This window comes from Cognatishimia maritima (assembly GCF_900129685.1).
Classification (GTDB): Bacteria; Pseudomonadota; Alphaproteobacteria; order Rhodobacterales; family Rhodobacteraceae; genus Cognatishimia; species Cognatishimia maritima.
Genome location: NZ_FQWM01000001.1, coordinates 994,768 through 1,020,790, shown reverse-complemented (window position 1 = coordinate 1,020,790; position 26,023 = coordinate 994,768). Strand labels below are relative to the sequence as shown.

The 26,023-nt window shown below is 56.7% G+C and carries 25 protein-coding genes and 1 pseudogene; 8 read left to right on the top strand and 18 right to left on the bottom strand.

Annotated elements, in window-relative coordinates; translation table 11 throughout:
* Window positions 1-221: 221 nt before the first annotated feature.
* The gene (locus tag BUA39_RS05305) at window positions 222-902 is read right to left on the bottom strand and encodes a GntR family transcriptional regulator (RefSeq protein ID WP_072791598.1); all 681 of its coding nucleotides are present in this window, start codon (window positions 900-902) and stop codon (window positions 222-224) included.
* A 139-nt stretch (window positions 903-1,041) separates the two neighbouring features.
* Between BUA39_RS05305 and BUA39_RS05300 the strand changes: the two genes are divergently transcribed.
* The 6 genes from BUA39_RS05300 (at window position 1,042) to BUA39_RS05275 (ending at window position 7,623) form a co-directional block, all read left to right on the top strand.
* A complete protein-coding gene (locus tag BUA39_RS05300) occupies window positions 1,042-2,010 on the top strand; it encodes an ABC transporter substrate-binding protein (RefSeq protein WP_072791596.1) in 969 nt (322 codons plus the stop codon).
* Window positions 2,011-2,120: 110 nt separating this feature from the next.
* Window positions 2,121-3,203: a quaternary amine ABC transporter ATP-binding protein gene (locus BUA39_RS05295; RefSeq protein WP_072791758.1), complete on the top strand. Its 1,083-nt coding sequence runs from the start codon at window positions 2,121-2,123 to the stop codon at window positions 3,201-3,203.
* Window positions 3,200-4,714: an ABC transporter permease gene (locus BUA39_RS05290; RefSeq protein ID WP_072791594.1), complete on the top strand. Its 1,515-nt coding sequence runs from the start codon at window positions 3,200-3,202 to the stop codon at window positions 4,712-4,714. Before BUA39_RS05295 ends, BUA39_RS05290 begins: the two co-directional genes overlap by 4 nt.
* Window positions 4,715-4,719: 5 nt before the next feature.
* Window positions 4,720-5,055, top strand: coding sequence for a GYD domain-containing protein (locus BUA39_RS05285; protein ID WP_084604715.1), 336 nt, complete (start codon window positions 4,720-4,722; stop codon window positions 5,053-5,055).
* Window positions 5,052-6,680 (top strand): amidohydrolase, encoded by a 1,629-nt coding sequence (locus BUA39_RS05280; protein WP_072791590.1) that lies wholly within the window; start codon window positions 5,052-5,054, stop codon window positions 6,678-6,680. The genes BUA39_RS05285 and BUA39_RS05280 overlap by 4 nt, the downstream gene beginning before the upstream one ends.
* The gene (locus BUA39_RS05275) at window positions 6,670-7,623 is read left to right on the top strand and encodes a CobW family GTP-binding protein (RefSeq protein WP_084604713.1); all 954 of its coding nucleotides are present in this window, start codon (window positions 6,670-6,672) and stop codon (window positions 7,621-7,623) included. Before BUA39_RS05280 ends, BUA39_RS05275 begins: the two co-directional genes overlap by 11 nt.
* 449 nt (window positions 7,624-8,072) lie before the next feature.
* Here the strand turns inward: BUA39_RS05275 and BUA39_RS05270 are convergent, their stop codons facing one another.
* The 15 genes from BUA39_RS05270 to BUA39_RS17085 form a co-directional block, all read right to left on the bottom strand.
* The gene (locus tag BUA39_RS05270; protein ID WP_072791587.1) at window positions 8,073-8,354 is read right to left on the bottom strand and encodes a hypothetical protein; all 282 of its coding nucleotides are present in this window, start codon (window positions 8,352-8,354) and stop codon (window positions 8,073-8,075) included.
* Between the two features lie 101 nt (window positions 8,355-8,455).
* Window positions 8,456-8,647 carry a hypothetical protein gene (locus tag BUA39_RS05265; RefSeq protein WP_072791585.1) on the bottom strand — a complete coding sequence of 64 codons (192 nt, stop codon included), beginning with the start codon at window positions 8,645-8,647 and terminating at the stop codon, window positions 8,456-8,458.
* 48 nt (window positions 8,648-8,695) lie between these two features.
* Entirely contained in the window at window positions 8,696-9,817 is a 1,122-nt protein-coding gene (locus BUA39_RS05260) for an alanine/ornithine racemase family PLP-dependent enzyme (protein WP_072791583.1), read from the bottom strand.
* A complete protein-coding gene (locus BUA39_RS05255; protein WP_242648534.1) occupies window positions 9,814-10,938 on the bottom strand; it encodes an N-acetyltransferase DgcN family protein in 1,125 nt (374 codons plus the stop codon). Before BUA39_RS05255 ends, BUA39_RS05260 begins: the two co-directional genes overlap by 4 nt.
* Before the next feature lie 136 nt (window positions 10,939-11,074).
* Window positions 11,075-11,776, bottom strand: a complete 702-nt coding sequence (locus tag BUA39_RS05250) for a hypothetical protein (RefSeq protein WP_242648533.1) — start codon at window positions 11,774-11,776, stop codon at window positions 11,075-11,077.
* 115 nt (window positions 11,777-11,891) lie between these two features.
* Window positions 11,892-12,245: a hypothetical protein gene (locus BUA39_RS05245; RefSeq protein ID WP_072791578.1), complete on the bottom strand. Its 354-nt coding sequence runs from the start codon at window positions 12,243-12,245 to the stop codon at window positions 11,892-11,894.
* 619 nt (window positions 12,246-12,864) lie between these two features.
* A complete protein-coding gene (locus tag BUA39_RS05235; protein ID WP_072791575.1) occupies window positions 12,865-13,986 on the bottom strand; it encodes an alanine racemase in 1,122 nt (373 codons plus the stop codon).
* Window positions 13,983-15,023 (bottom strand): threonine aldolase family protein, encoded by a 1,041-nt coding sequence (locus BUA39_RS05230; RefSeq protein WP_072791573.1) that lies wholly within the window; start codon window positions 15,021-15,023, stop codon window positions 13,983-13,985. The genes BUA39_RS05235 and BUA39_RS05230 overlap by 4 nt, the downstream gene beginning before the upstream one ends.
* Window positions 15,020-15,763, bottom strand: coding sequence for an amino acid ABC transporter ATP-binding protein (locus BUA39_RS05225; RefSeq protein WP_072791572.1), 744 nt, complete (start codon window positions 15,761-15,763; stop codon window positions 15,020-15,022). The genes BUA39_RS05230 and BUA39_RS05225 overlap by 4 nt, the downstream gene beginning before the upstream one ends.
* Window positions 15,760-16,869 (bottom strand): amino acid ABC transporter permease, encoded by a 1,110-nt coding sequence (locus tag BUA39_RS05220; protein ID WP_072791570.1) that lies wholly within the window; start codon window positions 16,867-16,869, stop codon window positions 15,760-15,762. Before BUA39_RS05220 ends, BUA39_RS05225 begins: the two co-directional genes overlap by 4 nt.
* 5 nt (window positions 16,870-16,874) lie before the next feature.
* Complete coding sequence (locus BUA39_RS05215; RefSeq protein WP_072791569.1) at window positions 16,875-18,023, bottom strand: amino acid ABC transporter permease; 1,149 nt, start codon at window positions 18,021-18,023, stop codon at window positions 16,875-16,877.
* 75 nt (window positions 18,024-18,098) lie between these two features.
* Window positions 18,099-19,130, bottom strand: coding sequence for an amino acid ABC transporter substrate-binding protein (locus BUA39_RS05210; protein ID WP_084604711.1), 1,032 nt, complete (start codon window positions 19,128-19,130; stop codon window positions 18,099-18,101).
* A 39-nt stretch (window positions 19,131-19,169) separates the two neighbouring features.
* Window positions 19,170-19,877 carry a GntR family transcriptional regulator gene (locus BUA39_RS05205; protein WP_072791568.1) on the bottom strand — a complete coding sequence of 236 codons (708 nt, stop codon included), beginning with the start codon at window positions 19,875-19,877 and terminating at the stop codon, window positions 19,170-19,172.
* A gap of 439 nt (window positions 19,878-20,316) precedes the next feature.
* Window positions 20,317-20,931 carry a nucleotidyltransferase family protein gene (locus BUA39_RS05200; RefSeq protein ID WP_072791566.1) on the bottom strand — a complete coding sequence of 205 codons (615 nt, stop codon included), beginning with the start codon at window positions 20,929-20,931 and terminating at the stop codon, window positions 20,317-20,319.
* 134 nt (window positions 20,932-21,065) lie between these two features.
* Entirely contained in the window at window positions 21,066-21,212 is a 147-nt protein-coding gene (locus BUA39_RS17085) for an XdhC family protein (RefSeq protein ID WP_423219929.1), read from the bottom strand.
* A 122-nt stretch (window positions 21,213-21,334) separates the two neighbouring features.
* Between BUA39_RS17085 and BUA39_RS05190 the strand changes: the two are divergent.
* Window positions 21,335-22,755 (top strand): annotated as a pseudogene (locus tag BUA39_RS05190) (IS3 family transposase).
* Window positions 22,756-23,248: 493 nt separating this feature from the next.
* Here the strand turns inward: BUA39_RS05190 and kduI are convergent.
* Both kduI and BUA39_RS05180 read right to left on the bottom strand, forming a co-directional pair.
* Complete coding sequence (gene kduI, locus BUA39_RS05185; protein WP_072791563.1) at window positions 23,249-24,079, bottom strand: 5-dehydro-4-deoxy-D-glucuronate isomerase; 831 nt, start codon at window positions 24,077-24,079, stop codon at window positions 23,249-23,251.
* Between the two features lie 34 nt (window positions 24,080-24,113).
* Window positions 24,114-24,974 carry a GntR family transcriptional regulator gene (locus BUA39_RS05180; RefSeq protein ID WP_165610484.1) on the bottom strand — a complete coding sequence of 287 codons (861 nt, stop codon included), beginning with the start codon at window positions 24,972-24,974 and terminating at the stop codon, window positions 24,114-24,116.
* Window positions 24,975-25,044: 70 nt separating this feature from the next.
* Here BUA39_RS05180 and BUA39_RS05175 point away from each other — a divergent pair, with 70 nt between their 5' ends.
* A complete protein-coding gene (locus BUA39_RS05175; protein WP_072791559.1) occupies window positions 25,045-26,016 on the top strand; it encodes a sialic acid TRAP transporter substrate-binding protein SiaP in 972 nt (323 codons plus the stop codon).
* Window positions 26,017-26,023: the final 7 nt, after the last annotated feature.

Genomic DNA, 26,023 nt, shown 5'->3' with positions numbered 1-26,023 from the left:
CGGCACTCAGCATTGGGCTGGAAAAGCCCGGTCGCTTTCGAACGGAAAGTAGCCTAAACGAGCACATGGGGCGGCACAAAAACGCGACAGGTCCACTTCTCGCCGGGGCTCTTCGTTGTCTTTCTCATCTTCCACTCCTCGGTGGATACGATGAGCAACAAACACTCTCTTAGCAAATAACGCTATTTGGACCCATAGGCGCTGACGTCAGACAGTTTCGTTCACGCTTTTGAAGATCGAAATCCGATAACCCGAAGCGTGAACTCTTCGACATAGTCAATCAGACTATCCACCGCGATGGCTGCGGCGTCTCCGTTCCCTTTGCTCACGGCGTCCGCCACAGCAGCATGGGCATTGAACATCTGGTGGATGTCGCCATGACGTTCTTGGTTGAGCACCCAGAACCGGCGCGACAACCCTTTTACTGATGTAAGTGAGCGTGCCGCAAATTTATTGTCTGCAGCCGTGATGAGCAGGGCAAAGCATCTTGCGTCAAGCTCGGTCATCGCCGCCTGATCACCCGTTGTACCCACCGCGCGAAACCCGTCGGCGATCTCCGAAAGCTCGCGGCGTTGTGCGTCGGTTGCCCGTTCGGCCGCCGATCGGGCAACGAGTCTTTCAACAACACGGCGCAGCTCTAGGGACCGGAACTGTTCAGTATGGTCAATCGGACATACCTGCGCACCCCTTCGGGCAACGATTCTCAGCAACCCTTCGTCTGCAAGCCGCTGAATGGCTGACCTGACCGGTGCACGGGTATGCCCCGAAGCCTCGATCAGATCAGTTTCCGAAACCCACTGGCCCGGTGCAAGCTCGCCATTAACGATCATGCGCTCAAGATCCTGAAAAGCTTCGTCTTTCAAGGGCATCGTTATGATCTTGTTCATCGCTTCGCTAGGCATCTGCGGGTCCCGGGAGGTTGCTCTGTTTTCAGAAACATAGACTTTGGAATGACATGTTAGCAAGGCGATCTGACATTATTATATTGACATGTTAAGATGCAGATGTTGACATGTTAGTTGAAAAATCAGGGAGACCTCAATGACGACGTTCAAGACATTTGCACTCTCCGCGACACTATCGCTGACAACAGCGACCGGGGCCTACACGCAGGAAGTAGTTCGCGTGGCCGAGCCGAACTGGGCCAGCGGGCGCGCCATGGCGGGCCTTATCAAGGTAGTCATCGAAGATAAACTGGGTGGACAAGCCGAGCTGGTACCAGGCACCAACGCCGTCATCTTTGCCGGAATGGACCGGGGCAAAGGGGAAATTGATGTGCATCCTGATGTCTGGCTGCCAAACCAGTCGAATTTCACAAGCGAGTATGTCGATACCAATGGGACTGTCGCCCTCAGCGAAGGCAACTATGAAGGCTTTTCGGCCTTCTGTGCGCCGCGCGAATTTGCCGAGGCCAACAACATCAAGACAGTGTTCGATCTCGCGACGCCCGAGGCAGCGGCGCTGATGGATCGCGATGGCGACGGAATGGGAGACATCTGGGTCGGTGCGCCGGGCTGGGCCTCTACCAAGATCAACTCGGTCAAGGTGCGGGACTATGGCATCACCAATTTCTTCACGCCGATCGAGGCCGAAGAGGAGGTGGCGACCGCGTCGATCTCCGATGCGATCAACAAGGGCGAAGGCTATGCTTTTTACTGTTACGCCCCGCATTACAACTGGTTCGTGTTCGATATGGTTCGGCTTGAGGAGCCTGACTACGATCCCGCGAAGTACGACATGAAGCAGCCAGCCGAGGACGCGAACTGGTTCGAGAATTCCAAGGTCGAAACCGCAGATGAGCCGAAATCCATCCATGTCGGCTATTCCAAATCTCTGGAACAGCGCACACCGGATGTGGCGGCGTTTCTGGCAAAGATCGACATGGACACCGAGACAGTGAACAATTTCACCCATGAGATCGTGGTCAAGCAGCGCTCCAGCGAAGATGTAGCGCGCGAATGGATTGCTGCCAATCCCGACATCGTCGACGGATGGCTCGGCCTGAACTGATCTGCGACGGATCCCGGGTTGTCGCCCGACCCCTCCCATCGGTCGGCAACCCGCTTGCCTCTGGTAAACCTAACATTGGCGCATCGTCCATCGACGGCGCAGGAGGCGGCATGAACGCAGTCCCGGACAATTTTGACCCTAACGAGGCCGTCATTGATTTGCAGGGGGTCTGGAAAATTTTCGGAACCCGCAGCGCAGAGGCCATGGAGGCCATTCAGGCGCGCGGTCTGACCAAGCCCCAGGTGCATGAAGAATTTGATTGTGTGGTAGGCGTGGCCGATGCCACCTTTCAAGTTCGGCGGGGCGAGATTTACTGCATCATGGGTCTATCGGGAAGCGGTAAATCCACCCTTGTCCGCCACGTGAACCGGTTGCTGACGCCAACCGCCGGCAAGGTGGTGGTCAATGGCACTGACATCATGGCGCTGGGCGAACAAGAGCTGCTGAAAGTGCGCAACGAACATATCGCCATGGTGTTTCAGAACTTCGGTCTGCTGCCGCACCGGTCGGTGCGCGACAACGTGGCGATGCCGCTTGAAATCCGTGGGTATTCGCAGAACGCACGCTGGAAGGCGGCAGAGGACGCGCTGGCGCTTGTGGATCTCTCTGACTGGTCCGAGAAATTCGCGCATGAGTTGTCGGGGGGTATGCAGCAGCGTGTGGGTCTGGCTCGGGCCATTGCTGCGGACGCCGAGGTGCTGTTGATGGATGAGCCCTTCAGCGCGCTTGACCCGCTCATTCGCCGCCAGTTGCAAGAAGAATTCATGCGTCTGGCCAACCAGATGAATAAAACGACTCTGTTTATCACCCACGATCTGGAAGAGGCCGTGCGCATTGGCGACCGGATTGCCATCATGAAGGATGGGGTGATCGTGCAGACCGGTACGCCCGAGGAAATCATAATGAACCCCGCCGACGATTATGTGATGGATTTTGTCGGAGGCATTTCTCGCATCAACCTGATCCGCGCCCATTCCCTGGCCCGTCCCCGGGCTGAGTTTGAGGCGGAACACGGCCCCCTGACAGGTGAGGAAACCGTGGTTTCGGGCAATGACACGCTGCGGCAAATCATCGTCAAGGCTGCCGACAGCACGGGACCCATCGTGGTGCAGGATGATGACATTGGCACCAGTGGAGTGATCACCAGAAACGACATCCTGAACGGGGTTATCCTGGGGACCGAAGATTCATGACAGACGCCACCGAACATATGCCACTCGCAACATCCAGAAGCAGATCGCAGGTCAACGCATTTGTCACGTTGAGCGAGAATTACTATGCCCGCCAGTTCAAGGCGATTGGCGACAAGCGGGGGTTTCTTTTCACCTGGAATTGGGCCGCGTTCCTGCTCGGGTCGATCTGGTATGGGATCCGCAGCCTCTGGGCGTACTTCCTGCCCTTTGTCGCACTTGAAACCATCGCAGTGGTGCAATTGGCCCGTGGTTTATGGGGGGATCTTGGCGCGCCAATCCTGGCCCGTCTGCCCGGTATCGAGGCGACGCTGGCGCAGCGTTACGAACAACTTGCCGATGCGAAGGACAACGATCCTGACAGGGTCGAGGGATTTCAAAATGCTATTGCATCGCTGGAGCGGGCGATTGAAGGGATCAAGGCCGACGCTGCCGCTGCCAATGCCCAGGCGCTGACACTTGTGCTTTCGGGCCTGGCCGCCCTTCTGGTGATCAAGTCAATTCAGGCAGTGCTGGCCAACACGGCCCTGCAGATGCGCTTTGCCAAATGGCTGTCGGATCAGAGCCTTGGGCACGGACTCAGCCTTGCCAAAACAGCGCTTGCCGCAGCCCTGACCTTGATCACCTATGTGACCTGCTCACTCAAGTTCGGCTTCCCCGAGGCAGTGCCTGCCCTACAGGGATTTCCTGCGGACCAGTCCATACAGGCATCCGTGGCCGACAGTATTAAGGCTTGGATCACCCGGGCGTCGATCCAGTCCGAATGGTTCTTTGACGGACTGGTCTTCTGTATCCGGTCGGTCCTCGACACGCTGGAAACCATTTTCGTGGAAACCCCCTGGCCTGTCATGTGCGGCTTCATTCTGCTGCTCACCGGGCTCAGCGCCGGGTTGCGGGCGGCCATCTTCACCGGCGCGGGCCTCGCCTATCTGGGTTACCTGGGGTTCTGGGACAAGAGTATGCAGACCCTTGCGCTTCTGGGCACCGCCGCCTGTATTTCGGTCACGCTTGGCATTCCTCTGGGCATTGCCTGTGCGCGGTCGAGCAAGCTCTATGCCATTGTACGACCAATCCTCGATTTCATGCAGACCATGCCGGCCTTCGTCTATCTGATCCCGATCATCGCGTTTTTCGGCACGGGCAAACCGGCAGCGGTTATTGCGACGATGATCTTTGGCGGCTCGCCTGTTGTGCGCTTGACCGTACTGGGCCTCAAGGGCGTCCCGGAAAGCGTTCGCGAGGCCGCGATGGCCTATGGGGCCAGCAAACGATATCTGCTGTGGAAGGTCGATATTCCGCTCGCCATGCCGTCAATCATGGCCGGGATCAACCAGACTATTCTGCTCAGCCTCGCCATGGTGGTGATCGCTTCGCTGATCGGAGCCAAGGGACTGGGAGAGGACGTGCTGGAAGCACTGCAATACGCCTCGGAAGGGCAGGGAATTTTGGCCGGTCTCGCCATTCTGGTCTGCGCCATGATGCTCGACCGGATCATTCAAGGAAAACGGAGATAAGGCAGATGACTGTCACAGTAGCGATGTTAATCAAATATGAAAACGACAAGAAGGCGGCGATGATCCAGACGCCCAGTGACAGGGCCGAGGCATCCCGGAACGCTGTGGCGGCGATGGGGGGCAAATTGCTCTATGCCTATGGCACCTTTGGCGAATACGACATGATGTTCGTCTATGAAATGCCGGATATGGCGTCGGTTGCGGCCAACATGATGCTGGCTGATGCCAGTGGGATGTCTAAATATCACAAGATCATCCCGCTCTTCTCAAACGACGACTTTCTGGCAGCACAAGCCAAGGCCGGTCGGATGAAAGACAGCTACGCGGTGGCCGGAGAATGACGGCAAGCACGCTCTTCTTCGGGGGAGACATCGTGACGGTTGACCCCGGCCACCCTGCGCCTGATGCGGTGCTGGTGTCCGGGGACCGCATTGCGCATGTGGGTGATTTGCAATCGGCTCGGAGTCTCGCTCCTCCCGACACGCAAGAGATCGACCTTCAGGGGTCTGTTCTGCTTCCTGGCCTAATAGACGCGCATTCACATCCTCTCTGGGCGGCCAAGACGCGCGGTGCACCGGTGGTGGACGTGCGCGCGGAAACCGTACCGACCTTCGATGCTGTTCTGGCCAAGATCGAACGGCGTGTAGCCGCCGCGCAGTTGGGCGAGCATTTGCTGTTCTTCGGGTTGGATGCGCAGCTTCACGAGGGGTTTCGTACCTTGTCCCGTGATATGCTGGACGCGCTGGCTCCGGACATTCCGCTGGGGGTGCAGACCTCCAACTGCCATGCGCTTTACATGAATTCTGCCGGGTTTGACGCCTGCGGGATCGGACCGGACACGCCTACCCCGACAGGGTCCGTGATCGAACGAGATGCCAAGGGCAACCCGACCGGTAAGATTGCCGAGGCCATCACCTGGAAAGCGGTTGAGACCTTTTACGAAGCCTGGGGAGATGACCGGCTCAACTCGGAGTTTAAAGCGACGATTGACGCGTTCATCTCAAACGGCATCACAACCACGACAGAGCATCTCTACCTGCCGTTCTACAAATCCTACTATCTGCGTGCTTTGAAACAGCGTTGGCCGATGCCGCGCATCGCTGCGTATCAGCAGGCGGTGACGCCCGACATGGCTGTTGAAGACATGAATATTGGACCGGATCGGCTCTGGATGGCTGGCGTGAAGATACATGCCGACGGATCGCCCTTCATTGGCAATATCTGGCTGACCAAACCTTACCTGACCAATGACGTGACGCAGATCCGGATGGGCCTCGCCCCGGGTCACACCGGGGGAACAAACTATCCCGCCGCATTTTTTGAGGACATGGTGCGTGCTTATGTGTCGCAAGGCTGGCAGATGACCATCCACACCCAGGGCGACCGCACCATAGATATGGTTCTTGATCTGCTGGAAAAGGTGTTGTCCGAGGCCCCCCGGCCCGATCACCGATTTCGTCTGGAACATTGCGCATTGATGCGTGACGACCAGATCGACCGCTGCATCTCCATGGGTGTGTTGGGCAGTTTCTTTATCAATCACATCACCCATTGGGGTGCACCGATCGAGGACGTTCTGTTTGGTCCGAAACGGGCCGCGCATTACGTGCCGGCCGGGTCGGCCGCTGCACAGGGCATGCGCATATCCCTTCATGCGGACACACCAATGACTGATCCCTCCTGCCTTGAATTGATGCAAGCCGCCATGACACGCAAAACCAAGGAAGGGCGTTGTGTTGGCCCCGATGAACGGATGACCGTCGAGGCCGCCCTGCGCGCCGTCACAATTGATGCAGCCTATCAGATCTGCAAAGAGGATGTGCTGGGCTCGATCACACCCGGCAAATACGCGGATTTCGCAGTGCTGGCACGCAATCCGCTTTCTGAACCCAAGGATAGCATCGCCGAAATCAAGGTGCTCGAAACCTGGCTTGCCGGGCAAAAGGTATGGTCGCATGATGGATAATTCTGTTCCGACCTATTCCTTCGGTGGATTTCTGGGCGCGGGAAAAACCACGCTGATCAACCACCTATTGCGTCAGGCAGATGGACGACGTTTTGTTGTTTTTGTGAATGACTTTGGCGCCTTGAACATCGACTACGACTTGATCGAAACGGTCGAGGCAGATCGCATAGCGCTATCCAATGGCTGCGTGTGCTGCTCGCTGAACGATGACCTTGTCCAGTCAATGGTAGAGTTCTGTCGGTCCGATCCACCGGATGCGTTCATGATCGAAGCCAGCGGCGTGGCCAACCCGCGGGCGCTGGACGCCTCCCTTCAAGCCCTTGCCCAAGCGGGCCTCGCGCATGCACAAAGCCGGGTCTACGTTCTGGACGCCGATCAGTTTGGCGGCCTTGACTATGCAGACACCGAAGACCTCGTGGATCATGCAGCGGCAAGTGATCTTGTCGTTGTCAACAAATCCGATTTGGTAGACAGCGAGCGCATGTCTGAAATCACTGCTCTGCTTGCAAGATCCGCCCCCCGTGTCAATCTGCATAAAACATCTTATGGGCAGCTTTCTTTCGCGTGCATCGAACCGGCTGGCCTTAAAGTGGCAAGCGATGCCGCACCTTTTTGCGAAACCGTGAATGCGGAGGCGTTTGAGACCTACTCGTTTGATGGCATTCCACTTTTGTCGCAAACCCGCCTCAACGATCTTGCAGACGCGCTAAAAACCATGTGTCTGCGCGCCAAAGGCGTTGTCCGTTTGGCTGAGGAGCCCGATACGGCGTTTCAGGTGCAGCTCGTAGGACAGCGACTTGACGTTCGACCCCTTGAAATCAGCTCCGACCGATCATCGCGCCTGGTCGCAATCGGTTGGCTTGATACCATAGATCCTAACATTCTGGAAAACCTATTGGGGATTGACCCCATAAGTAGCTCACCGCACGACCACCATGCGTAAAGCTGCCGTAAGCAACACGCCGGGCCTAGCCATCTCCGGTCCCCACCAGATGGTTTTCCCAGGCAAGCCCACCCCAGTGCCGCGAATGATCAGGATCGGAAAGCTCCGCAGGGACCCCTATAGAGCTTCTGAGACGTTTTGAGGAAATCTTCCCCACTGTTTCTGCGAAACGCGGGCGGAATATTCAAATCGCTACGCGCATCGCGCAGCGCCAAATTTTGCAGATGCAGCGAATGACCGAAAAGCGGGCTGCGACCGCAGAATGTATATGCAGAATGTATATAGGGTGTCGAATGGCCGGTGAGCAACGATTCCCAGCTGATCCAACTATGTCAGCTACGCGGACATAGCGAGCTTTCGCAGCAGTTGCGCTAAGGTCTGCTTTTCTAACAACTCAGTTCATGGCCATTGCAGGCCTTGTCGGCGGGCCCATTGTCTGATGCGGTTTTCTAAAGATCGTCAATTTCCGGAACGTTTCCAAGCCTGACAAGGAAGTTTGGTGATCCGACTTCGCCACTGTCAGGGTCTTCTTCAATCATGTAGGCATCCGCACCAGCGCAATCCTCGGACAGCGCCTCCCGCTCTGCTCTATTCTGAGCTTCTGCTGCTGTTGAATATTGAAATTGCTTACCAATTTTCAAGCTTGCTTGTCTGTTGCGACCGGATTTCTGCTCCACATATGTCTGACAGATATAGTGAATTTTTGATGTGCTCTCGTCTGCGTGCTTCATAAATTGATCCTTTGCGCGTGTTGTAGCGCGCCCGAAGTTAGATGGGAACGGGCAACAGGTGTGTTTTCGGCATGAGCGATCAGGGTAGAATTTGGCGTGCACTACCGGGTCGGCTTTGCCGTTGTGTTGGCTTCGTGTTCTAGGCGAGCAATCCGCAAACGGTCGTTTTTGGCTTGTCGTTGCTGGGTCTCTTCTTCGACCAATTTTCGCACGATCCGTGTGGTCTTATCCATCGGTGTTTCCGCCTTGGGAATTTGCGTTTTGAACAAGCTCGATTTTGTCAGCTTTGCCATTTGAGTTTCTCCTTCTTGTTTCATCTGAGCGCGTGTAAATCAGCGCGCTCAAACCGGTGCCAAGCATGTGACCGGGCCACCGGCACCGTGTACGCTGTGCGCCGGTCGGTCATTGCGTAAATGTATCTGAATATCCGGGGCGGCCGCGGCGCGCATCAAAGCCCCATAATCCATTTGAAACCGCATTTCCGATCCAACACAGAGCGCAGGATCTTTCATACCGATAATAAGGTGATCGCTTGTCGCACCGATAAGTGTCGTGCCAACAAGCATCGAAAGCCCCGCCATATCCGAATCTTGTTGCCCTACGGCAAGAATAAGCCGCGTTGTTCCTAAGGTGTCGGGCGCAGACTGAATGGTTGCCTTTAGGTGGTCAGCGAGGCTTACGGAAGGTTGCACCGGCTTAATGTCTACCTCGATGACTTCGGCGATCAACGTGCAGGCATCTGAAAACAGGCCGCCAATTTGATCTCCTGTGACCGGGTCAACACCAAGCAGTATCGCTTCTCCAAGGCGCAGATCGTTGATCCGGCCAATGGCATGTCGCTCAAGCGCCCAAGGCAAGGTGGCAGAATTGCCGCCAGAGACCGTTTCAAGGAATGGGCCACACTGGCCCTCGATGTCATTGGCAAGCGCAGTCAGCGCCTGCATTTTCGCCGCAGTCGGAGCAATGCCGCTCAGACAGGCAAAGTTCGCCCCAATGCCTTTCAGCGCCACACCGGGCAAATCCACCACATGCTGCGCCATAGCGCCAAGGTCCTGTGACCTGATCCCCTCGCGCTGATCACCCAATTCGACCATCAGGATTACGCCGTGAACCGTGTTTTGCTGGCGCGCTGCGACGGCCAAGGCTGCGATCACCGCTTTTTCTGTGTTGTAGCTCGCTTCACAAACCTGCACCACGTCATCGACCTGACTGAGCATCGGCGTTCTGATCAGGGTGATCGGGCACGTCATTCCTGCCTGGCGGAGCCGCTTTGCATTGGTCAACCGCGCGTCAGCCAACCCCTCGGCGCCACCGTCGAGCATGGCCCGGGCAATAGCCGGATGACCACATACAGCTTTGGTCACTGCCGTCACACGGATGCCACGTCGCTTCAGCCGCTCGACAATGGTCCGTGTGTTGTAGCGTATCTTTTGCAGATCAATTTCCAGGCGCGGGCTATTCAAATTGCGGCCACGGGCGTTCGTTGCTGCAGACCGGGATAGGCAGCAACAACCATCGCCAACAAACGTGCCGATGGCCTGCTAAGCGCATCGGTTACCGGCAGGCGCAGCTTTTCAGTTTGGCTAGCAATCGTGGTTGTAATCTCTGCCTCGGACATGCCTTCGTGATTGAGTGTAACGCCAATGACCTTGGTGTCAGAAAACGCCTCGATCAAAGCAATCTCACTGGCCGGCGTGGGCATTGGCATATTGGGAAAATCACAGCGATGTGCGCGTTTTGGAGCGTGCTGCAGGATAACAGCGTCGGGTTGGCTGCCGCGCAGAATAAAGGCGGATGTGCAAAACGCAGGATGGCTGAGTGCGCCTTGACCCTCGATCAAAATGACATCGGGCTGCTCGGCCTCCGAGGCGGCGACAATCGCACCCTCAAGTTCACCGCAGCAGAATTGGGGCGGGATCGCATCCATGGCCACGCCATATTTTGCGCCCTGCATCAAACCCGTCTGGCCGGTCCCAACCAGCACGGTCTTGATGCCTTTCGCATTCAATGCACCGGCCAAAACCGTCGCAGTCGTCCGCTTTCCGATGGCGCAATCCGTGCCAAGAACAGCGATCCGCAACGCCTCAACATTTGCGACGCTGCCATCGAACAACCGCATGTCTTTGCTGAGCTTAGGTTTACGGATGTCGCGGACAGTGACCTGATTTTCCAATGCGGCTTGCGCAATTTCGGTGTCATCGCTCAGGTACTCATGCAGGCCAGAGACGATGTTCATACCACGTCCGATCGCATCCAGCACAACACCGCGATCAGATGCCGAAAGCCGCCCAGTCGATGGAGCCATTCCATAGATAAATGTATCAGGCATGAAGGTCGCGTGGGCGACGGCGGCATCCAGGTCTTTGAGAATGGGTATAGTGTTGCTCAAGTCATCAAGAACGTCGCCGCTATTCTCACCACTGCGGCTGCTGTCGATGACCGAGACGATCCTGTAGGCTTCTGAATGGCGCACAAGGCCGTTGGCCGTCTTGCCATCAATTTTGGCAAAATTGCCCTCGCAAAAGACAACCGCCGCCGGGATCTGCGTGATGGCAGTGGGCTGCGCCGATATGTTACGCGTCATGGGGAGCGCCCGAGCACCGCTGTTGGGGCGGCGACCGGTTTCTACCGTGTGAATTTCTGATTTCATCTTATGTCCTTTTTGAAGGCGAGGTTTTCGCCCGTCTGACAGTTGAAGCGAGGAATTTGGTGTCTTGCGCTCAGTTATTTAGAACGCACAGCTCTCTGGATTTTTGGAAATTCCGGTTGCATTCCCAACGGTTTCCAGATCTGTCCAGATGGGCATTCTCTGGGATATTGATTGCTTCGCAGCCTGTATCAGTCGCTTGATACCCCCTCTGACATTTCCATCCTTCGCCGTAAGATGTATCGTCAAAAAATGCGAAGTCTGGGATGACGACGGCCACGCAGAGACCATCCTTTTCGAGAAAACCGCGCTCACATGACCAGCGTCGACCGTAGCGCGTACCATTCAGAAATCCGTTGATCGGAACCGCAATTGCCGAGCAGCTGTCATCCACCTGTTCAAATCCGCGCTCACATTCCCACCCAGACCCGCGGGATGTCTCTGTTAGATAACCGTTTTCCGGCACAGCAACCTCTTGGCAGCTATCGCCAACTTGGAAAAAACCACGCAAGCAGCGCCAGCGCTGGCCAGAAGGGTCTAGAAATCCATTTGGGGGCACAACAACTGCAACGCATGCCGCCCCATCGACCTTTCTGAAACCGTGGTGACAGTCCCATCCGGACCCATAGGTGCGGTTTGTCTCATAGGCATCTTTCGGGATCACAATCTCAGCACAAGTGTCACCAGCCAGCCGATACCCGATGTTGCATTCCCAGCCGTCGCCATAGCTTTGTTCGCGGGCGTTTTCAGGCATGGTCTGGGCGATCGCAGGCAACGCAAAGGCCAATAGCGCGAAAATTGGTCCGAAGAGAATGCCCCTAGGTAATCTGGCACCTATCAAGCCATGCCTCATGGCAGTGGCCTGTGACGAAGGTCGTGACGCATTGGATTTATGACCCATCCAACTCAAGCCCCGCGAGACAAGCGCTTGCAAGACGGCGGTCTGAGGCTTCTGAGCCCGGGCGGATCGCCCACCCTGTGTCCATCATGGCATTGATACGGCCAAAGCCGGTGAGGCCCTGAAGAACAGCGAGCTTTTCGGTGCGTTCGGGATCTGCCGCCGAGGTTCCGAGACACAGCGGAACCATGGCCAACGTCACTTCGTCTGTCGCAAAGTCCTTTGCCATAGCTTGGGCGTTGCTGTTTGTTGTCCAGCCCCCCCAAGTAAAGCCGATAATAGAAATCGCGACAGCACCGACCAAAGCACCGTAGATGCTTGGCTTAGTCCATTCGGGAAAAGTCATTTTTGATCCTTTGACGGAGAAAGCGCCGCCTCACTATTTTTACGCTGACACGTTTTGGTGTCAGAGGCGTATATACGTTGTGCCGATTGGCACCGCGCTGTTCGTGGCGCTGATCATTCTGACCCCAGTTCTGGGGCCAGTGCAGCCGTCAAAGTTGCATGTACTTAGGGCAAGCCCGATGCAGTCGCACGCGATAACATCGGCACCCTTCCCAAACGTCATTGCCTTGATGTGGCACGTGACAGTTGAATTTTGATGATAGAAGATAGCCGTCCGCTCCGGCAGGCGATACGCCTCTGCCGAAGAAAACCACAACTTTGTACCCTGTATATAGTGTCTTAGCGCTGGAATTACAATGACAGTCGGCTTGAACGAGATTGTCATACCGCCCATGGCCTTTGTTTTGAGGGTGCCTTTATTTTGAGGGCCGGAGCGAACCTTAGTTATTGTGTGCCGCAACTCGCCCATTAGTGCCCGCACCCGCTCCGCCTATGCCCAAAGTGGACATTCGTGCGTCGCGGAACATTCTACACTTTGGGCTCAGAGCTGCCAGTGGCAAAGGTGGCTTCAGTTTCGATAGCGGCACTTCCCCAAGCTCGCCTATCCGGCTTACAACTAGCTACAGACCCCGCGCTTCGATCGGCCAGATGTCGCGCAACTGCTCGCCTGCGAACACGTGGTAGGCGGCAAAGAGATTGATCGTCGGGTCGCAATGCGGGGGCAAGCATTCGATCCTGTCGCCCGGGTGCAACTTGGCCTCAGTCACCAAGCGTGCGTGTTCGTCGCTGATGGGTTCGAAGACCGCTGTTTCTGGTGCGCCGAGGACAATCCGCGGGGCTGCCCCATACTTGTCTGCGAACCATTTGTCGCCAGCGTCCGTTATCGCATGCGCGTCCCAATGGGTGCTCAGCACTGACGACTGCACCCGCAGGGCGGGCTTGAACGGCCAAGCGGTCCACCCCGGCTCCACGTTCAGATACTCGACATCCATCAGGGCATAGCTGCCACACTGCAGCTCGGTCAGCGGTCCGGACAGATCGAGGTTCATCGACCCCGTGCTACCGCCCGAAACGATAGGGTCATCGGGTAGAATATGTGACAGCGCAAATTTGAAGGCAGCAAGGCGGCTGGTAAACTCGGCATGGGCAGCCGATCTCTCTTTGCACGATGTCATGTGCGACAGCTGGCCGGCATAGGCCTGCACCCCACGCAACCGCAGGGTCGGAGACGCGCTGACCAAGTTCCCAAGTTCTGCTGCCGCCTTGGGCGTCGCACAGCCGGACCGCGCGCGGCGCATGTCGAGGTCGATGAGGACGTCTAGAGCACCACAGGTACCCTGCAGCACAGATTCAAGCCGCAGAGCCACGTCGGGGTGATCGACCACGGCAATGATTGTCGCTCCAGATGCTGCCAGCGCCGCGATGCGTTTGCACTGGGCGTCGGTCGAGATAATCGAGGTCAGAAGGAGTTCGGCCCCCAACTCACACGCGGCTTCGGCTTCGCTCAGGGTGGCCACGCAAATGCCCGTGGCACCGAGTTCAAGCTGCCGCCTTGCGATATCGAGCGACTTGTGCGCCTTGAAATGCGGACGGAACGCCTTGCCTGCGTCTTTGACCAGCCGCATGCCCGTCGACAGATTGGCCTCTAGCACAGGCAGATCGAGAATGAGCGCCGGTGTCGCCAGCGCGGACCGTGCCTGAAGGTCGCCAATCAGATGGGAATTGGGATGCGGCCTGCTCATGCGGTCACGAGGCAGGCCAGCGCATCTGCGGCGGTCTCAATGTCTCTGGCAGTCACATCCATATGGGTCACGGCCCGCAGGAGCCTTGGCGACTCCACTCCGATGCGGATGCCCTCGCTTTCCAGTTTGCGAGCGAGCGTGATGGTATCGGCAGCTTCATCGAGCAGTTCAAAGAACACCATGTTGGTCTCGAACGCCGATTGTGTCAGCCGCAGGCCGTCGATCCGGGCGATACGCGAGGCTAACAGGGCGGCGTTCTCATGGTCTTCGGCCAAACGGTCGATATTGTGGTCGAGCGCATGCAGACAGCCCGCCGCCAGCATACCCGCTTGCCGCATACCGCCCCCAAAGCGGTGTTTCCACTCCCACGCGGCGTCAATGAAGCCTGTCGATCCTGCCAGCACAGACCCTACGGGGCACCCCAGCCCCTTGGTGAAGGACATCCAGACCGAATCCGTGTGTCTGCCGAAGTCCGACGCATCGCACCCCAATGCGACGGCGGCGTTCATGATCCGCGCCCCGTCGATGTGGAATGCGATGTCGTGTTCCCTGGCGAAGGCAGCGAGTGACGCGATGCGCTCCGCCGGCCAGACAGAGCCGCCACTGCGGTTGTGGGTCTGTTCGGCAAAGATGGCCGACACCCGTGGCGCGCGCGTCCCCTTCGCGCTGCGCATCAGGTCGCGCACCTGCGCGGGGGTAAAGACGCCCGCATCTGTTCTGATTGTCCGCAACCGAGCCCCCGCAAAGACGGAAAGCGCGCCGGATTCGGACGTCTCCACATGGCTGGCCTCGGCAGCGATGACTTCGCTGCCAGGGGAGCAATGCACCATCGCGGCGATGTTGTTGCACATCGTGCCCGATGGCAGAAACAGTGCCGCCTCTTGCCCCAACAGATCGGCAACCCGCTCGCATAGATGCGTCACCGTCGGGTCGCGATGCTTGCTTTCGTCGCCCACCTCTGCGCGGGCCATGGCCGCGCGCATCGCTTCGCCGGGCCGGGTGCAGGTGTCGCTGGAAAGGTCAATGAAAGCGTTCATGCGGCCAGATCCAGCTTTGCCAGAAACTGCCTGGTGCGGTCATTGGCGGGGTTGGCAAAGAAGGTCGCCGGCGGGGCGGATTCCACGACCTCCCCCTGATCCATGAAGACGACAAGATCGGCCACCGCGCGGGCAAAGCCCATCTCGTGGGTGACGACAATCATGGTGACCCCTTCGCGCGCGAGTTCGATCATCACGTCGAGCACTTCACTAACCATTTCGGGGTCGAGAGACGATGTAGGCTCATCAAACAGCAAGAGCTGCGGATTGGTCATCAGGGCGCGGGCGATGGCAACGCGCTGCTGCTGACCGCCAGACAGTTGGCCGGGAAACTTCAACGCCTGATCGGCCACGCGCACCCGCTCAAGAAGCTGCATCGCATGGGCTTCGGCCTGCGATGCGGTCTGGCGCAAGGCATGGATCGGACCCAGTGTCAGGTTCTCCAGCACGGTGAGATGCGGGAACAGATTGAACTGCTGAAACACCATGCCCGACAGCAGACGAATGCGGTGCACAGCGGCGGGGCTGTCATCCAGCACGGTGCCGGCAACCTCGATCCGGCCACCCTGATGCGGCTCCAGCCGGTTGACGCAGCGCACCAGTGACGACTTGCCGGACCCCGAGGGGCCGCAGATCACGACCCTTTCACCTGCGCCAACATGCAGCGTCACATCCCGCAGCGCATGGAAATCCGCGTACCACTTCTGCAGACCGTCGATCTTGACGAGTGCTTGCGTCATCGGGTGTCCTCCCGGCCGAGACGCGTTTCGATGAATTGGCTGTAGCGCGACATGGCGAAGCAGTAGAGGAAAAACACAAGGGCGACAAAGATATAGGCCTCGGTGGAATAGCGCACCCAGTCGACGTCCCTGAGTGAGGCCTTGGTCGCGCCGAGCATGTCGAAGATGCCGATGACGGACACGAAAGTAGTGTTCTTGAAGGCGCGGATGATGTCGTTCATCAGGGCCGGGATCACGATCCGCAGGGCCTGCGGCAGGATTATTTTGAACATGGAAGGCCAGTAACCAAGTCCAAGCGCCTTGGCCGCGTCATACTGCCCGGCGGGGATCGCCTGCAAACCCCCGCGAACGACCTCCGCCGCGTAGGCGCCGAAAAAAACCACCATGCCGATGAGCGCGCGCAGGAGCTTGTCGACGGTCAGATCGCTTGGCAGGAACAGCGGCAAGAGGATGATCATCATGAAGAGGACGGACACCAGCGGCAGGCCGCGCACGATCTCGATCACGCCGATGCAGACCGCACGGATGACCGGTAGATGCGAGCGGCGGCCAAGGGCCAGCACGACCGCCAGCGGCAGCCCGAAGACCACCGAGGTTATGAAGACGATCATGGTCAGCGGCAGACCACCCCATTGGTTGGTGCCCACATATGGCAGCCCGAAGATGCCGCCGAACATCAGGACGGCAACCGTGACGGCTGCCACTGCCCAGACCACGAACAGCCGGGCGGACCACAACCGGGGCACGGAACTCAGAACGGCCAAGCCCGTGACGAACAGGACCACGAGCGCCCCGCGCCAGTGCTGATCGTAGGGGTAGGTACCAAACAGGATGACGCGATATTTCTCCGCCACCACGGCCCAGCAGGCGCCAGAAGCCGCGCGACAGGCCGAAGGGTCCGTGGTGTACCAGACAGCATCCGCCACCGCCCACCGCCAGACCGACGGCAGGATCGTGGCAAGGCCCGCTACAAAAACAACTGTGATCGCACCGCTGATCCAGCCGCTGAAAAACCCGTCCCGGACGGTGCGGAGCCAGCCGTGATCGCTGTCCGGGCGGGGCAGGGTGCGGCCCTCACCGGGCCGGGTATGGGAGATCCTGGGCATTGCTCCTAGCGCTCCTTGATCTGAACGCGTCGGTTATAAAGGTTCATAAGTGCGGAGATTGTCAGCGCAATCGATAGGTAGAACACCGCCATCAGCAAAACGCATTCCAGTGCCTGCCCACTCAGCGTGGTGGTCGTGTTGGTGACGTTGAAAAGCTCAGGATAGCCAACCGCGACACCAAGGGCGCTGTTCTTTAGCAGGCTGACATATTGCGCGGTGGCAGGTGGCACCATGACCCGCAGGGCCTGTGGCAGGACGATCAGTCGGAACCTGTCATAGCGGCTAAGCGGGATGGAATCCGCCGCCTCCAGCTGTCCCCGCGACACCGATTGCAGGCCCGCGCGCACGATCTCTCCGATGAAGGCCCCGATATAGAGCGAGAGGCCAAAGAAAAGCGCGATAAACTCGGGCGAAATTGTCTGGCCTCCGCGGTATTTGAAACCCTGCAAGGTCGGGCTGACAAGGGTTGTCGGCGTGCCCAGCAGAAGCCATGTGCCCAACAGGGCGGCAATGCCCGCGCCCGCCAGTGCCGCAAAGCGTCCGTTGGCCTTGCCGGTGTTGCGCAGACGGCGGTCCATTAGGCGAAAGGCCGTGGTCACGCAAATGACAACCAGAACGAGCGCCAGAAGGAACGCCGTGAAAAGGCTTGTTCCATTCTCCAGCACCGGGATGTTGATGCCCCGATTGGTCAGATAGAGATGGCCCGCAATCGGTGACAGCGCGTCGCGCGGGCCCGGTAATTGGGTCAGCAACAGGTACCACATGACCATCTGCAATAGCTGCGGCGTGTTGCGAAAAAGCTCGACATAGATCAGCGCAAAGCCTGACAGAAGCTTGTTGGCCGACAGTCGCGCGATGCCCAGTAGAAGACCGATCATCGTAGCCCCGACGATGCTGGCGATGGAGACGGTCAGCGTGTTGATCGCTCCGGTCAGCAGCGCGTGAAAATAGGTGTCCGAAGCGTCATGCGTGATCGCGCCTTCGCCAATGGCAAAACCGGACTGCTGACCCAGAAACGCCAGACCGGTCGTGATGCCGCGTTCCTGCAATGCCTGCTGTGCGTTCAGCGCGAAATAGGCCAGCGCCAAAAGCACAAGGACCAGGACGGTGGCCTGATAGATCAGACCGCGAATTTTCGCGTCATTCCAGAACATGGCAGCCCAATGCGAGGTGAATAAAAGGGCCACAGCGCCCTTGGAAGAATAGGCGCTGTGGCAGGCTGATCCGTTTTACTTGAACGGAGGGGAGTACATCATGCCACCATCCGCAGCCAGACCGTTCAGGCCGCGCGCCAGTTTCAGCGGGGAGCCTTCACCGAAGTTGCGGTCGTAAACCTCGCCGTAGCTGCCCACGGTTTTTATGATGCGGTAGGCCCATTCATTGTCGAGGCCTAGCTTGGCCCCCAGATCGCCCTTGACGCCCAGCAGGTTTTCCACCTCCGGGTCGCCGCTTGTCTTCATCTCGTCCACATTGGCAGAGGTGATGGCGTGCTCTTCGGCGGCGATCATCGCGAAGATGACCCAGTTGACGATGTCGTTCCAGTTTGCGTCCCCCTGCCGTACCGCAGGGCCCATCGGATCCTTGCCGTAGATGCCGGGCAGGATGATCCAATCGTCGGGATTGTCTGCAAGGCTGGAGCGGGCGGCGGCCAGGCCGGAGGTGGACAGGATGTGCACGTCACAACGCCCATTAAAGAACGCCTTTTGCAACTCCGATTGGTCTTCGATTACGATCGAGTTGAAGGAAATGTTATTCTTCTGTGCCACATCAGCGGCCACTTTTTCGGAGTTCGATCCGGGCGGCACGCACAGATCGGCCCCGTCCAGTTCGGCCACATCGCTCACGCCAAGGTCCTTGGGCACCATGAAGCCTTGCCCGTCGTAGAAGGTGGTTACCGTAAAGTTGATGCCCAGTTCCGCATCGCGCGACAGCGTCCAGGTGGCATTGGCCGTGACGATGTCGACTTCGCCGGTTTGCAGCATCGGAAAGCGGGTCTGCGTGGTTGCCTTGACCATATTGATGGCTTCGGCATCCCCTAGGACCGCCGCGGCTACGGCACGGCAGGTATCGACATCGAGACCGACCCATTTGCCCTGGCTGTCGAGCGACGACATCCCCTGACGACCCCCGTTCGCGGCGCAGGAAACGACCCCCTTCGACTTGACCGCTTCCACGGTCGATCCGTCCTGTGCCTGCGCAGGCAGAGATACGGCAAGCGATGCGAGTGCGGCGCAGGTTGCGCCCGTGATGATTTGTTTCATTTCCTTCTCCCCAGTTGGTTGGTGATGACGGTTTCTTGATCAGCCGCGTTTCGGAAACGGAAGAACGCCTCCCGATCCCGAAAGGGCGTTGGGCGTGCGCATCGATTCCAGAATGCGGATCTTGGATTGATAACTGCGCTCCAGATGCGCACTCATGGCCTCGCGGGCGGCGGCGCCGTCTCCGGCCTCGACCGCGTCCAGAATGGTCAGGTGATCCTCAATGCCGCGCATCACCCAGTCCTGATCGTAGAACCGCGCAAGACGCATCAGCGTGCGGTAACGCACCCGGAGCGGCATATACATCTCGATCAGCAGCGCATTGCGGCTAGCACGCACCAGTTCGACATGGAATTCCATCCCGACGGCGTATGTATCGTCGATATCCACGCCTTCGACGGGGCTGCGGCTCTGCTCCAGCGCCTTACGGAACTCTGCCAGTTCCGGCGTCGGTCCGTTTTCTGCCGCGCGCTGTGCGGCCAGACATTCGAGCGCTTGGCGCACGTCAAAAAGTTCATGGATCTGTGCCACGGTAATGGCCCGCACGAATGTCCCGCGGACCGGCACGATCTCCAGCACTCCGTCCCGTGCAAGATCGCGGATCGCCTCGCGAATGGGCATGCGCCCGATCCCCAGCATGTCCGATAGACCCCGCTCCGACAGCGGCTCCTCCACGGACAATTCACCTGAAATGATCCGGTCCAGGATCTTGCGATATGCGACTTCGCGCTGCAGTTCTGATTTTCCCATATATGGTATACCAGCGGAATGTCATTGGAATGTCAAGTGGGCTGAAGTAACATCGTAAGAAGGGGCCGCTGACTTTGAGCAAGAATGCAGGCTGGGATTGAAGTGCAGCATTTGATGGAAGTTGCGGCGGCAAGGCGGGACTTTGCCGACCTTGGGTTTTCGGTCGTTGCTGATGCAGCACAAAAACCGCTGTAAGAACTCTGTCTCCGATACTGCAAAGACCCGGGGATAGCGGTCATCGATTCATGGCTCAGCGAAGTGTTGAACTGGAACTCCCAGGTCACAGACAAAGCGCTGCCTGCGGCAAGTAAAATTAGGTTAGTGGAATTGGTTATCCTACAACGAAGAACCCGGATTAATCCTTTACTGCGCGTCAAAACAAGATGCCCTAGGTTTCTACGATGCTGCGATACTCGGAGAGAGGTACTTGTTCAATTTTCTATAGTGCAGTTTCCAATCCCTGTTTGCGGGACGAACGATCTGATTGGGACAAGGTCTCCCATTTTTCGATGTCTTCTGGGTAGTCAATATCTGCCATAGAACGAGGATCCGTTTTTACTGCGCAGCCCACTGGAAGTGAATTGGTGAACATGCGTGCGCCGCTATCTCCAGTCATGCAGGTGAGCGCCTCAAAGTGTACTGAGCTGAAACACGCAGGAGCGCTTCGAAAGCCATTGCAAGAGCTGACTGAGGCTGTTCCGGTGGTGCACCTCAAAATTAGCTTCTTAAGAAGAGAAGTTGAAATAAAGGGCATGTCACCGAGAGAAAAAAGAACAGAATCTGCGCCTAGATCTTCGGCTGCCTTCAAACCTGCAAGGAAGCTATTCGCTTGGCTTCGGCTTACACTGTCCGGCGCAATGCAGTGAAACTCAGGTAAAAGTGCGCGAACGGCACAAGAGTCGGTTACGGCGACTAAATGGTCCGCTTCAAGATCAATGAGAGGCCGTGCCGCGTGTAAGATAAGTGGCTTCCCCAAAAAAGGCGCAAGCAGTTTATTATTCGATCCGAACCGTTCAGACTCTCCCGCCGCCAGTAAAACCGCGACCATAGTCATAGTGCGGCGCTCTGTTTCGCTGCCATAATTTCTGCCAGAACCGAAATCGCGAGCGTCAGTGGGGCTCTCGTAGACGGTATCGAACCAATCGGTGCGCGCAAGCGATCAGAGGAATTCTGCTCCAAGCCGATTTTCTACAACTGTTTGAGGCGAGACAGATGTGTTTTCTTACTCCCCAAGGCTCCTACATAAAAGGCTGGTGACATCAGCGCTTGCTTGATGAGCTCAAGTTCAAAACTGTGGTTGTGAAAGAAAAAAGTCGTGGCACAATATTTGTCCACCAAAATCGAATTTGGAAGCTCGGCACTGGTCAATAGTGTCTGACGTCAGCGCCTATGGGTCCAAATAGCGGTATTTGATAAGAGAGTATTCTTGGCTCATCGTAACCGCTGAGGAGTGGACGATGAGAAAGACAAGTAAGAGCCCCGGCGAGAAGATCGTCAGAGACATCAAGCGGGCAACACGCAAACAGTATTCAGCCGAAGAGAAGATCCGGATTGTGCTGGATGGCCTTCGCGGAGAAGACAGCATTGCAGAGCTGTGCCGCCGTGAGGGTATTTCCCAAGGTGTTTATTACAAATGGTCGAAGGACTTCATGGAAGCCGGAAAGAAGCGGCTTGCTGGTGACACAGCACGTGAAGCGACAACCGACGAGGTCAAGGACTTGCGGCGCGAAGCTCGTGATCTGAAGGAGGTTGTTGCGGAGCAAACGCTCGAACTGCGCTTGCTCAAAAAAAGCATGATCGCCCCCTCTCGGCAGATTGCGTTGCAATCGCCTGCCGGGCAATGGATGGGGACGACCACGAATGAGGTACTCTGCATCTGAGAGTGAGCCTGTGAACGCCATTGGTCTGAGAGAACAGGCGAACGGAGATCATTCGGTTGGTTGAAGAAAGCCATCTGTCAGCGCGTCTGACATTGGCCAAACTGGGTATCCCTCGCACCACATTCTACCGTTGGTACGACCGATACCTGCAGCGCGGGGCGGCTGGACTTAAGGATCAGTCTCCCAAGCCAAAGCACGTTTGGAACCGCGTTCCCGATGAGGTGAAGCGCAAAGTCGTCGACTTCGCCTTGAAGGAGACAGAACTGTCGCCACGCGAATTAGCGGTGACGTTCACGGATCAAGAACGCTACTTTGTATCGGAATCCACAGTGTATCGCACGCTTAAGGCACATGACCTGATCACCAGCCCTGCCTTCATTGTGCTGAAAGCCGCAAATGAGTTCAAACACAAGACGACAGCCATCAACCAGCTTTGGCAGACCGACTTTACCTATCTCAAGGTTCTTGGCTGGGGCTGGTTCTATCTCAGCACGATCTTGGACGACTACAGTCGTTACATCATCTCATGGAAGCTCTTCACGACCATGCGGGCTGAAGATGTGACAGACACCCTCGATCTGGCCTTGCAGGCCTCCGGCTGTGACCATGTCCATGTTGTTCACAAACCAAGACTGCTCAGTGATAACGGCTCAAGTTATGTCTCTGCCGACTTGGCTGATTGGTTACAGAACAAAGGTATGAAACACAGTCGCGGTGCGCCGTATCATCCTCAAACCCAAGGTAAGATTGAGCGCTGGCATCAAACCTTGAAGAACAGGATCTTGCTGGAAAACTACTTCCTGCCGGGTGATCTCGAAGCCCAGATCGAAGCCTTCGTCGATCACTACAACCATCAGCGCTATCACGAGAGCCTGAATAACGTCACGCCATCAGACGTATACTTCGGACGTGACAAAGCCATTCTAAAACAAAGAGAAAGGATCAAACAAAAGACACTCGAAACGCGACGCTTGCAACACAGGCAACGTGCCGCATAATCAAACCAACCAGATGAGCCAAACACTCTCTTAGTTTACGCCGCTCTTGGTTCCAAAAACTCTGACGACGGACATTTCTCATCGCCCACTCCTCAGTGGTTACGATGAGCCAAGAATACTCTCTTATCAAATATCGCTATTTGGACCCATAGGCGCTGACGTCAGACATTGAGCAATATGCCTACCTTCCGAACGCGTTGAAGGTGGGCGGTCGCAGATATGATGAAATCTCATTACGGCTTGTGCTGAAGACCGATGCAAGCGGAGGGTAGCCGAACCAGAGGCCGTTAACTTTTCTCGTTCAGACATACCCGTTGTCAGTGCAATGCAGCAGAACGGCGTTTTGATGTTGGGAGCAACCGCACTGCCCAAATGGCTATCCGAGATCGTAGCTTTGTGGCTGCCTTGCAGGGGTTGAAGCGGAAGTCTGATACTGCGGAAGCCGCCCCGCGATCGTTCGGGGCGGCAATGATTTCTCCGGGTAGGGCGCAGATCAGCGCAACGTTTCCATCGCGACAAAATCCATGTCGGTGAACTCTTTATTGTCTCCTGCCATGGACCAGATAAAGCCATATGCACCGGTTCCCGCGCCACTATGGATGGACCAACCGGGCGACAGGATCGCCTGTTCATTTGCGACCACCAAATGCCGCGTTTCTTCGGGGTCTCCCATGAAGTGAAATACGCGTGTTTTTTCCGCCATGCCGAAATAGAGGTAAACCTCAGAGCGTCGGTCATGGGTGTGGCAGGGCATGGTGTTCCAAACGCTGCCCTCGGCAATTTTGGTCACGCCCATCACCAACTGACAGCTGTCGCATACATCCGGGTGAATGTACTGCAGAATGGTTCTTACATTTGCGTCAGCCTGAGATCCCAGATGCACGTGATTTGCATCCTCTTGCGTCAAGAGCCGTGTCTCGTAGCGGTGATGCGCAGGCGTGCTGATAAAATAAAACTTTGCCGGGGTGCTGGCTTCTTCGCTCGCAAAAGACACGTCTTTGGTCCCCATGGGCAAATAAAGGCACTCAGAACCGCTCATCTCGTAGACTACGCCATCAGCCTCGACCGAACCCGGACCACCGATATTGATGATCCCCATTTCGCGACGGTCCAGAAAGTTCTCGGACTTAAGTTGATCGACGGCAATCAGATCAAGCGGGGCATCCGTTGGCACCGCACCGGCGACAATTGTACGGTCCAAATGACTATAGACCATTGTGACCTCAGCGGTTTTGAAGAGTCCCTCCATAAGGTAGTTGTCGCGCAACTCTTTTGTGCCGAAGGATTTTGTTTCCGTCGGGCTGCAAGCTTGTCGAATGTCCATGGGTGCGTAGTGTCCTGTGTTTGATCTTAAACGTCTAAATACTCACGAGATCGTCCAAATCTGTATCCACGATGAAAAAGTCGGGATGGGATTGAACAACTTTCTTAATATGAAGCTGCAGGCCGGTCAGATGGCGATCCATTTCCAAGCTGGCATGATCGGGCTCCCCAGCTTCAATGGCCGCCGCGATGGCGCGGTGTTCCTCTAGTGCCATATACATTCGACCCGGCTCGGGTAGGGTGAGGCGCCTAAAACGGTCCATCTGCAGTTTAACTTGCTGGGCAAAAGTCCAAAGTCCGGGGAGTCTGCCCACAATAGCGATTTGTTTGTGAAAGCTTTCGTCCGCCAGGTGAAATCCTTCCATGTCGTTCAAGTCCGCGAACTCTTGTTGTCGTTCAAGAAAGACATGCAGCTCTAGGATTTGGCTGCGCGCGGCGAATTTTGCGGCGGCTTTCGCTGTCATGTTTTCCAGCGCCCGCCGTGCGATCAGAGCCTCCGGCAGGTTCGATACCGGAATACGAGATACAAATGTGCCCGATTTCGGCACAACCTCAACGAGGTCTTCCCGCGCTAATCGCAACAACGCCTCGCGGATTGGCGTGCGGCTCACGCCGAAGTCCGCCGCTAGTTCGGTTTCAGAGATGGGCGCGCCGGGGTGCAATTCCATCGTAACGATCTCTTGATGCAGCTTGCGATATAGCTCTTGGGCCAAGGTTGGCTTGGCCTTCTGCTTAATGCGCGCGCTGGGCGAAGGCGGGGAATTATGGGCGCGCTTTCTTGTAAGGGGCAATTTCGGACACTCTTTTTGTAGGGTTGCTCCGCAGTTTTTACGCTGAATGCCTCTTTGTAAAAAGGGTGCTTGCCATTTTCGATAACTTGTATATTGAATATTCAAGTTGCTGTCAACGACCGGAGGGGGGTTGATAGCGTGTCGCCCAAAATCTGGGCCTCTAAGGGAGGAAGAAATGCCTTTTAAGACTATTCCAACACTCATTGCTGCGGGCTGCTTGACCATCGCGAGCGCCAGCGCCTCATTTGCCACCGAAACTCTGAAATGGGCGCACGTTTATGAAACGGGCTCGTCCTATCACCAGGTCGCCGAATGGGCGGCCGATGAGGTTGCCAAACTGACTGACGGTCGTGTCGAGATCAAAGTATTTGCAGCATCCACATTGGGCAAAGAAGTTGAAATCAACGAAGGTCTCGGAATTGGTTCCGTCGACGTGATCTACACAGGTCCAAGCTTTGTTGAACGCTATTATGGGCCAATCGCTATTTCAGATTATCCGTTCATTATGCGCGGCTATGATCATTGGCTGTCCTATCGTGGCAGCGACCTGTTTGCCGAGCTTTCTGAAGGTTACAAAGATGCCACCGGCAACCACGTTCTCGGACTGGTTTATTACGGTCAGCGTCACGTGACATCGAACAAACCAATCCTGAAGCCTGCCGATATGGAAGGTCTGAAAATCCGCGTGCCAAACTCCCCGGTCATGCTGATGTTCCCGAATGCGGTTGGCGCAAACCCAACTCCGATGGCCTTCTCTGAGGTGTACTTGGCTCTGCAACAAGGTGTTGTCGACGCGCAGGAAAACCCGCTGCCAACCATTCAGTTCAAAAAATTCTACGAAGTTCAGTCCAACATCAACCTGACGGGCCACATCCTGAACTCTCTGCTGATCATCGCCTCTGACGACGCGTTGTCCCGCGTGGGTGACGATGCCGGAGTTGTGCGCGACATCCTAGAGCAGGCGGCAATGAAGGTTTCCGAGGAAATCTATCAGTCTGAACTGGATCTGGTTGCTTGGTTCCGTGAGCAGGGCATCACGGTGAATGAAGTCGACAAAGGCCCATTCCAAGATGCTGTGCGCCCAATGCTGACAGGTGACAGCGTGCCATACACAATGGACCACTTCCGTCGCCTTGGCGAACTTTGATAGGTTG

Excerpts from the sequence above, each read along its gene's own strand:
- BUA39_RS05305 (WP_072791598.1), bottom strand. The coding sequence starts at position 902 with ATGCCTAGCGAAGCGATGAACAAGATCATAACGATGCCCTTGAAAGAC.
- BUA39_RS05300 (WP_072791596.1), top strand. The coding sequence starts at position 1,042 with ATGACGACGTTCAAGACATTTGCACTCTCCGCGACACTATCGCTGACA.
- BUA39_RS05295 (WP_072791758.1), top strand. The coding sequence starts at position 2,121 with ATGAACGCAGTCCCGGACAATTTTGACCCTAACGAGGCCGTCATTGAT.
- BUA39_RS05290 (WP_072791594.1), top strand. The coding sequence starts at position 3,200 with ATGACAGACGCCACCGAACATATGCCACTCGCAACATCCAGAAGCAGA.
- BUA39_RS05285 (WP_084604715.1), top strand. The coding sequence starts at position 4,720 with ATGACTGTCACAGTAGCGATGTTAATCAAATATGAAAACGACAAGAAG.
- BUA39_RS05280 (WP_072791590.1), top strand. The coding sequence starts at position 5,052 with ATGACGGCAAGCACGCTCTTCTTCGGGGGAGACATCGTGACGGTTGAC.
- BUA39_RS05275 (WP_084604713.1), top strand. The coding sequence starts at position 6,670 with ATGATGGATAATTCTGTTCCGACCTATTCCTTCGGTGGATTTCTGGGC.
- BUA39_RS05270 (WP_072791587.1), bottom strand. The coding sequence starts at position 8,354 with ATGAAGCACGCAGACGAGAGCACATCAAAAATTCACTATATCTGTCAG.
- BUA39_RS05265 (WP_072791585.1), bottom strand. The coding sequence starts at position 8,647 with ATGGCAAAGCTGACAAAATCGAGCTTGTTCAAAACGCAAATTCCCAAG.
- BUA39_RS05255 (WP_242648534.1), bottom strand. The coding sequence starts at position 10,938 with ATGACGCGTAACATATCGGCGCAGCCCACTGCCATCACGCAGATCCCG.
- BUA39_RS05245 (WP_072791578.1), bottom strand. The coding sequence starts at position 12,245 with ATGACTTTTCCCGAATGGACTAAGCCAAGCATCTACGGTGCTTTGGTC.
- BUA39_RS05235 (WP_072791575.1), bottom strand. The coding sequence starts at position 13,986 with ATGAGCAGGCCGCATCCCAATTCCCATCTGATTGGCGACCTTCAGGCA.
- BUA39_RS05230 (WP_072791573.1), bottom strand. The coding sequence starts at position 15,023 with ATGAACGCTTTCATTGACCTTTCCAGCGACACCTGCACCCGGCCCGGC.
- BUA39_RS05225 (WP_072791572.1), bottom strand. The coding sequence starts at position 15,763 with ATGACGCAAGCACTCGTCAAGATCGACGGTCTGCAGAAGTGGTACGCG.
- BUA39_RS05220 (WP_072791570.1), bottom strand. The coding sequence starts at position 16,869 with ATGCCCAGGATCTCCCATACCCGGCCCGGTGAGGGCCGCACCCTGCCC.
- BUA39_RS05215 (WP_072791569.1), bottom strand. The coding sequence starts at position 18,023 with ATGTTCTGGAATGACGCGAAAATTCGCGGTCTGATCTATCAGGCCACC.
- BUA39_RS05210 (WP_084604711.1), bottom strand. The coding sequence starts at position 19,130 with ATGAAACAAATCATCACGGGCGCAACCTGCGCCGCACTCGCATCGCTT.
- BUA39_RS05205 (WP_072791568.1), bottom strand. The coding sequence starts at position 19,877 with ATGGGAAAATCAGAACTGCAGCGCGAAGTCGCATATCGCAAGATCCTG.
- BUA39_RS05200 (WP_072791566.1), bottom strand. The coding sequence starts at position 20,931 with ATGACTATGGTCGCGGTTTTACTGGCGGCGGGAGAGTCTGAACGGTTC.
- kduI (WP_072791563.1), bottom strand. The coding sequence starts at position 24,079 with ATGGACATTCGACAAGCTTGCAGCCCGACGGAAACAAAATCCTTCGGC.
- BUA39_RS05175 (WP_072791559.1), top strand. The coding sequence starts at position 25,045 with ATGCCTTTTAAGACTATTCCAACACTCATTGCTGCGGGCTGCTTGACC.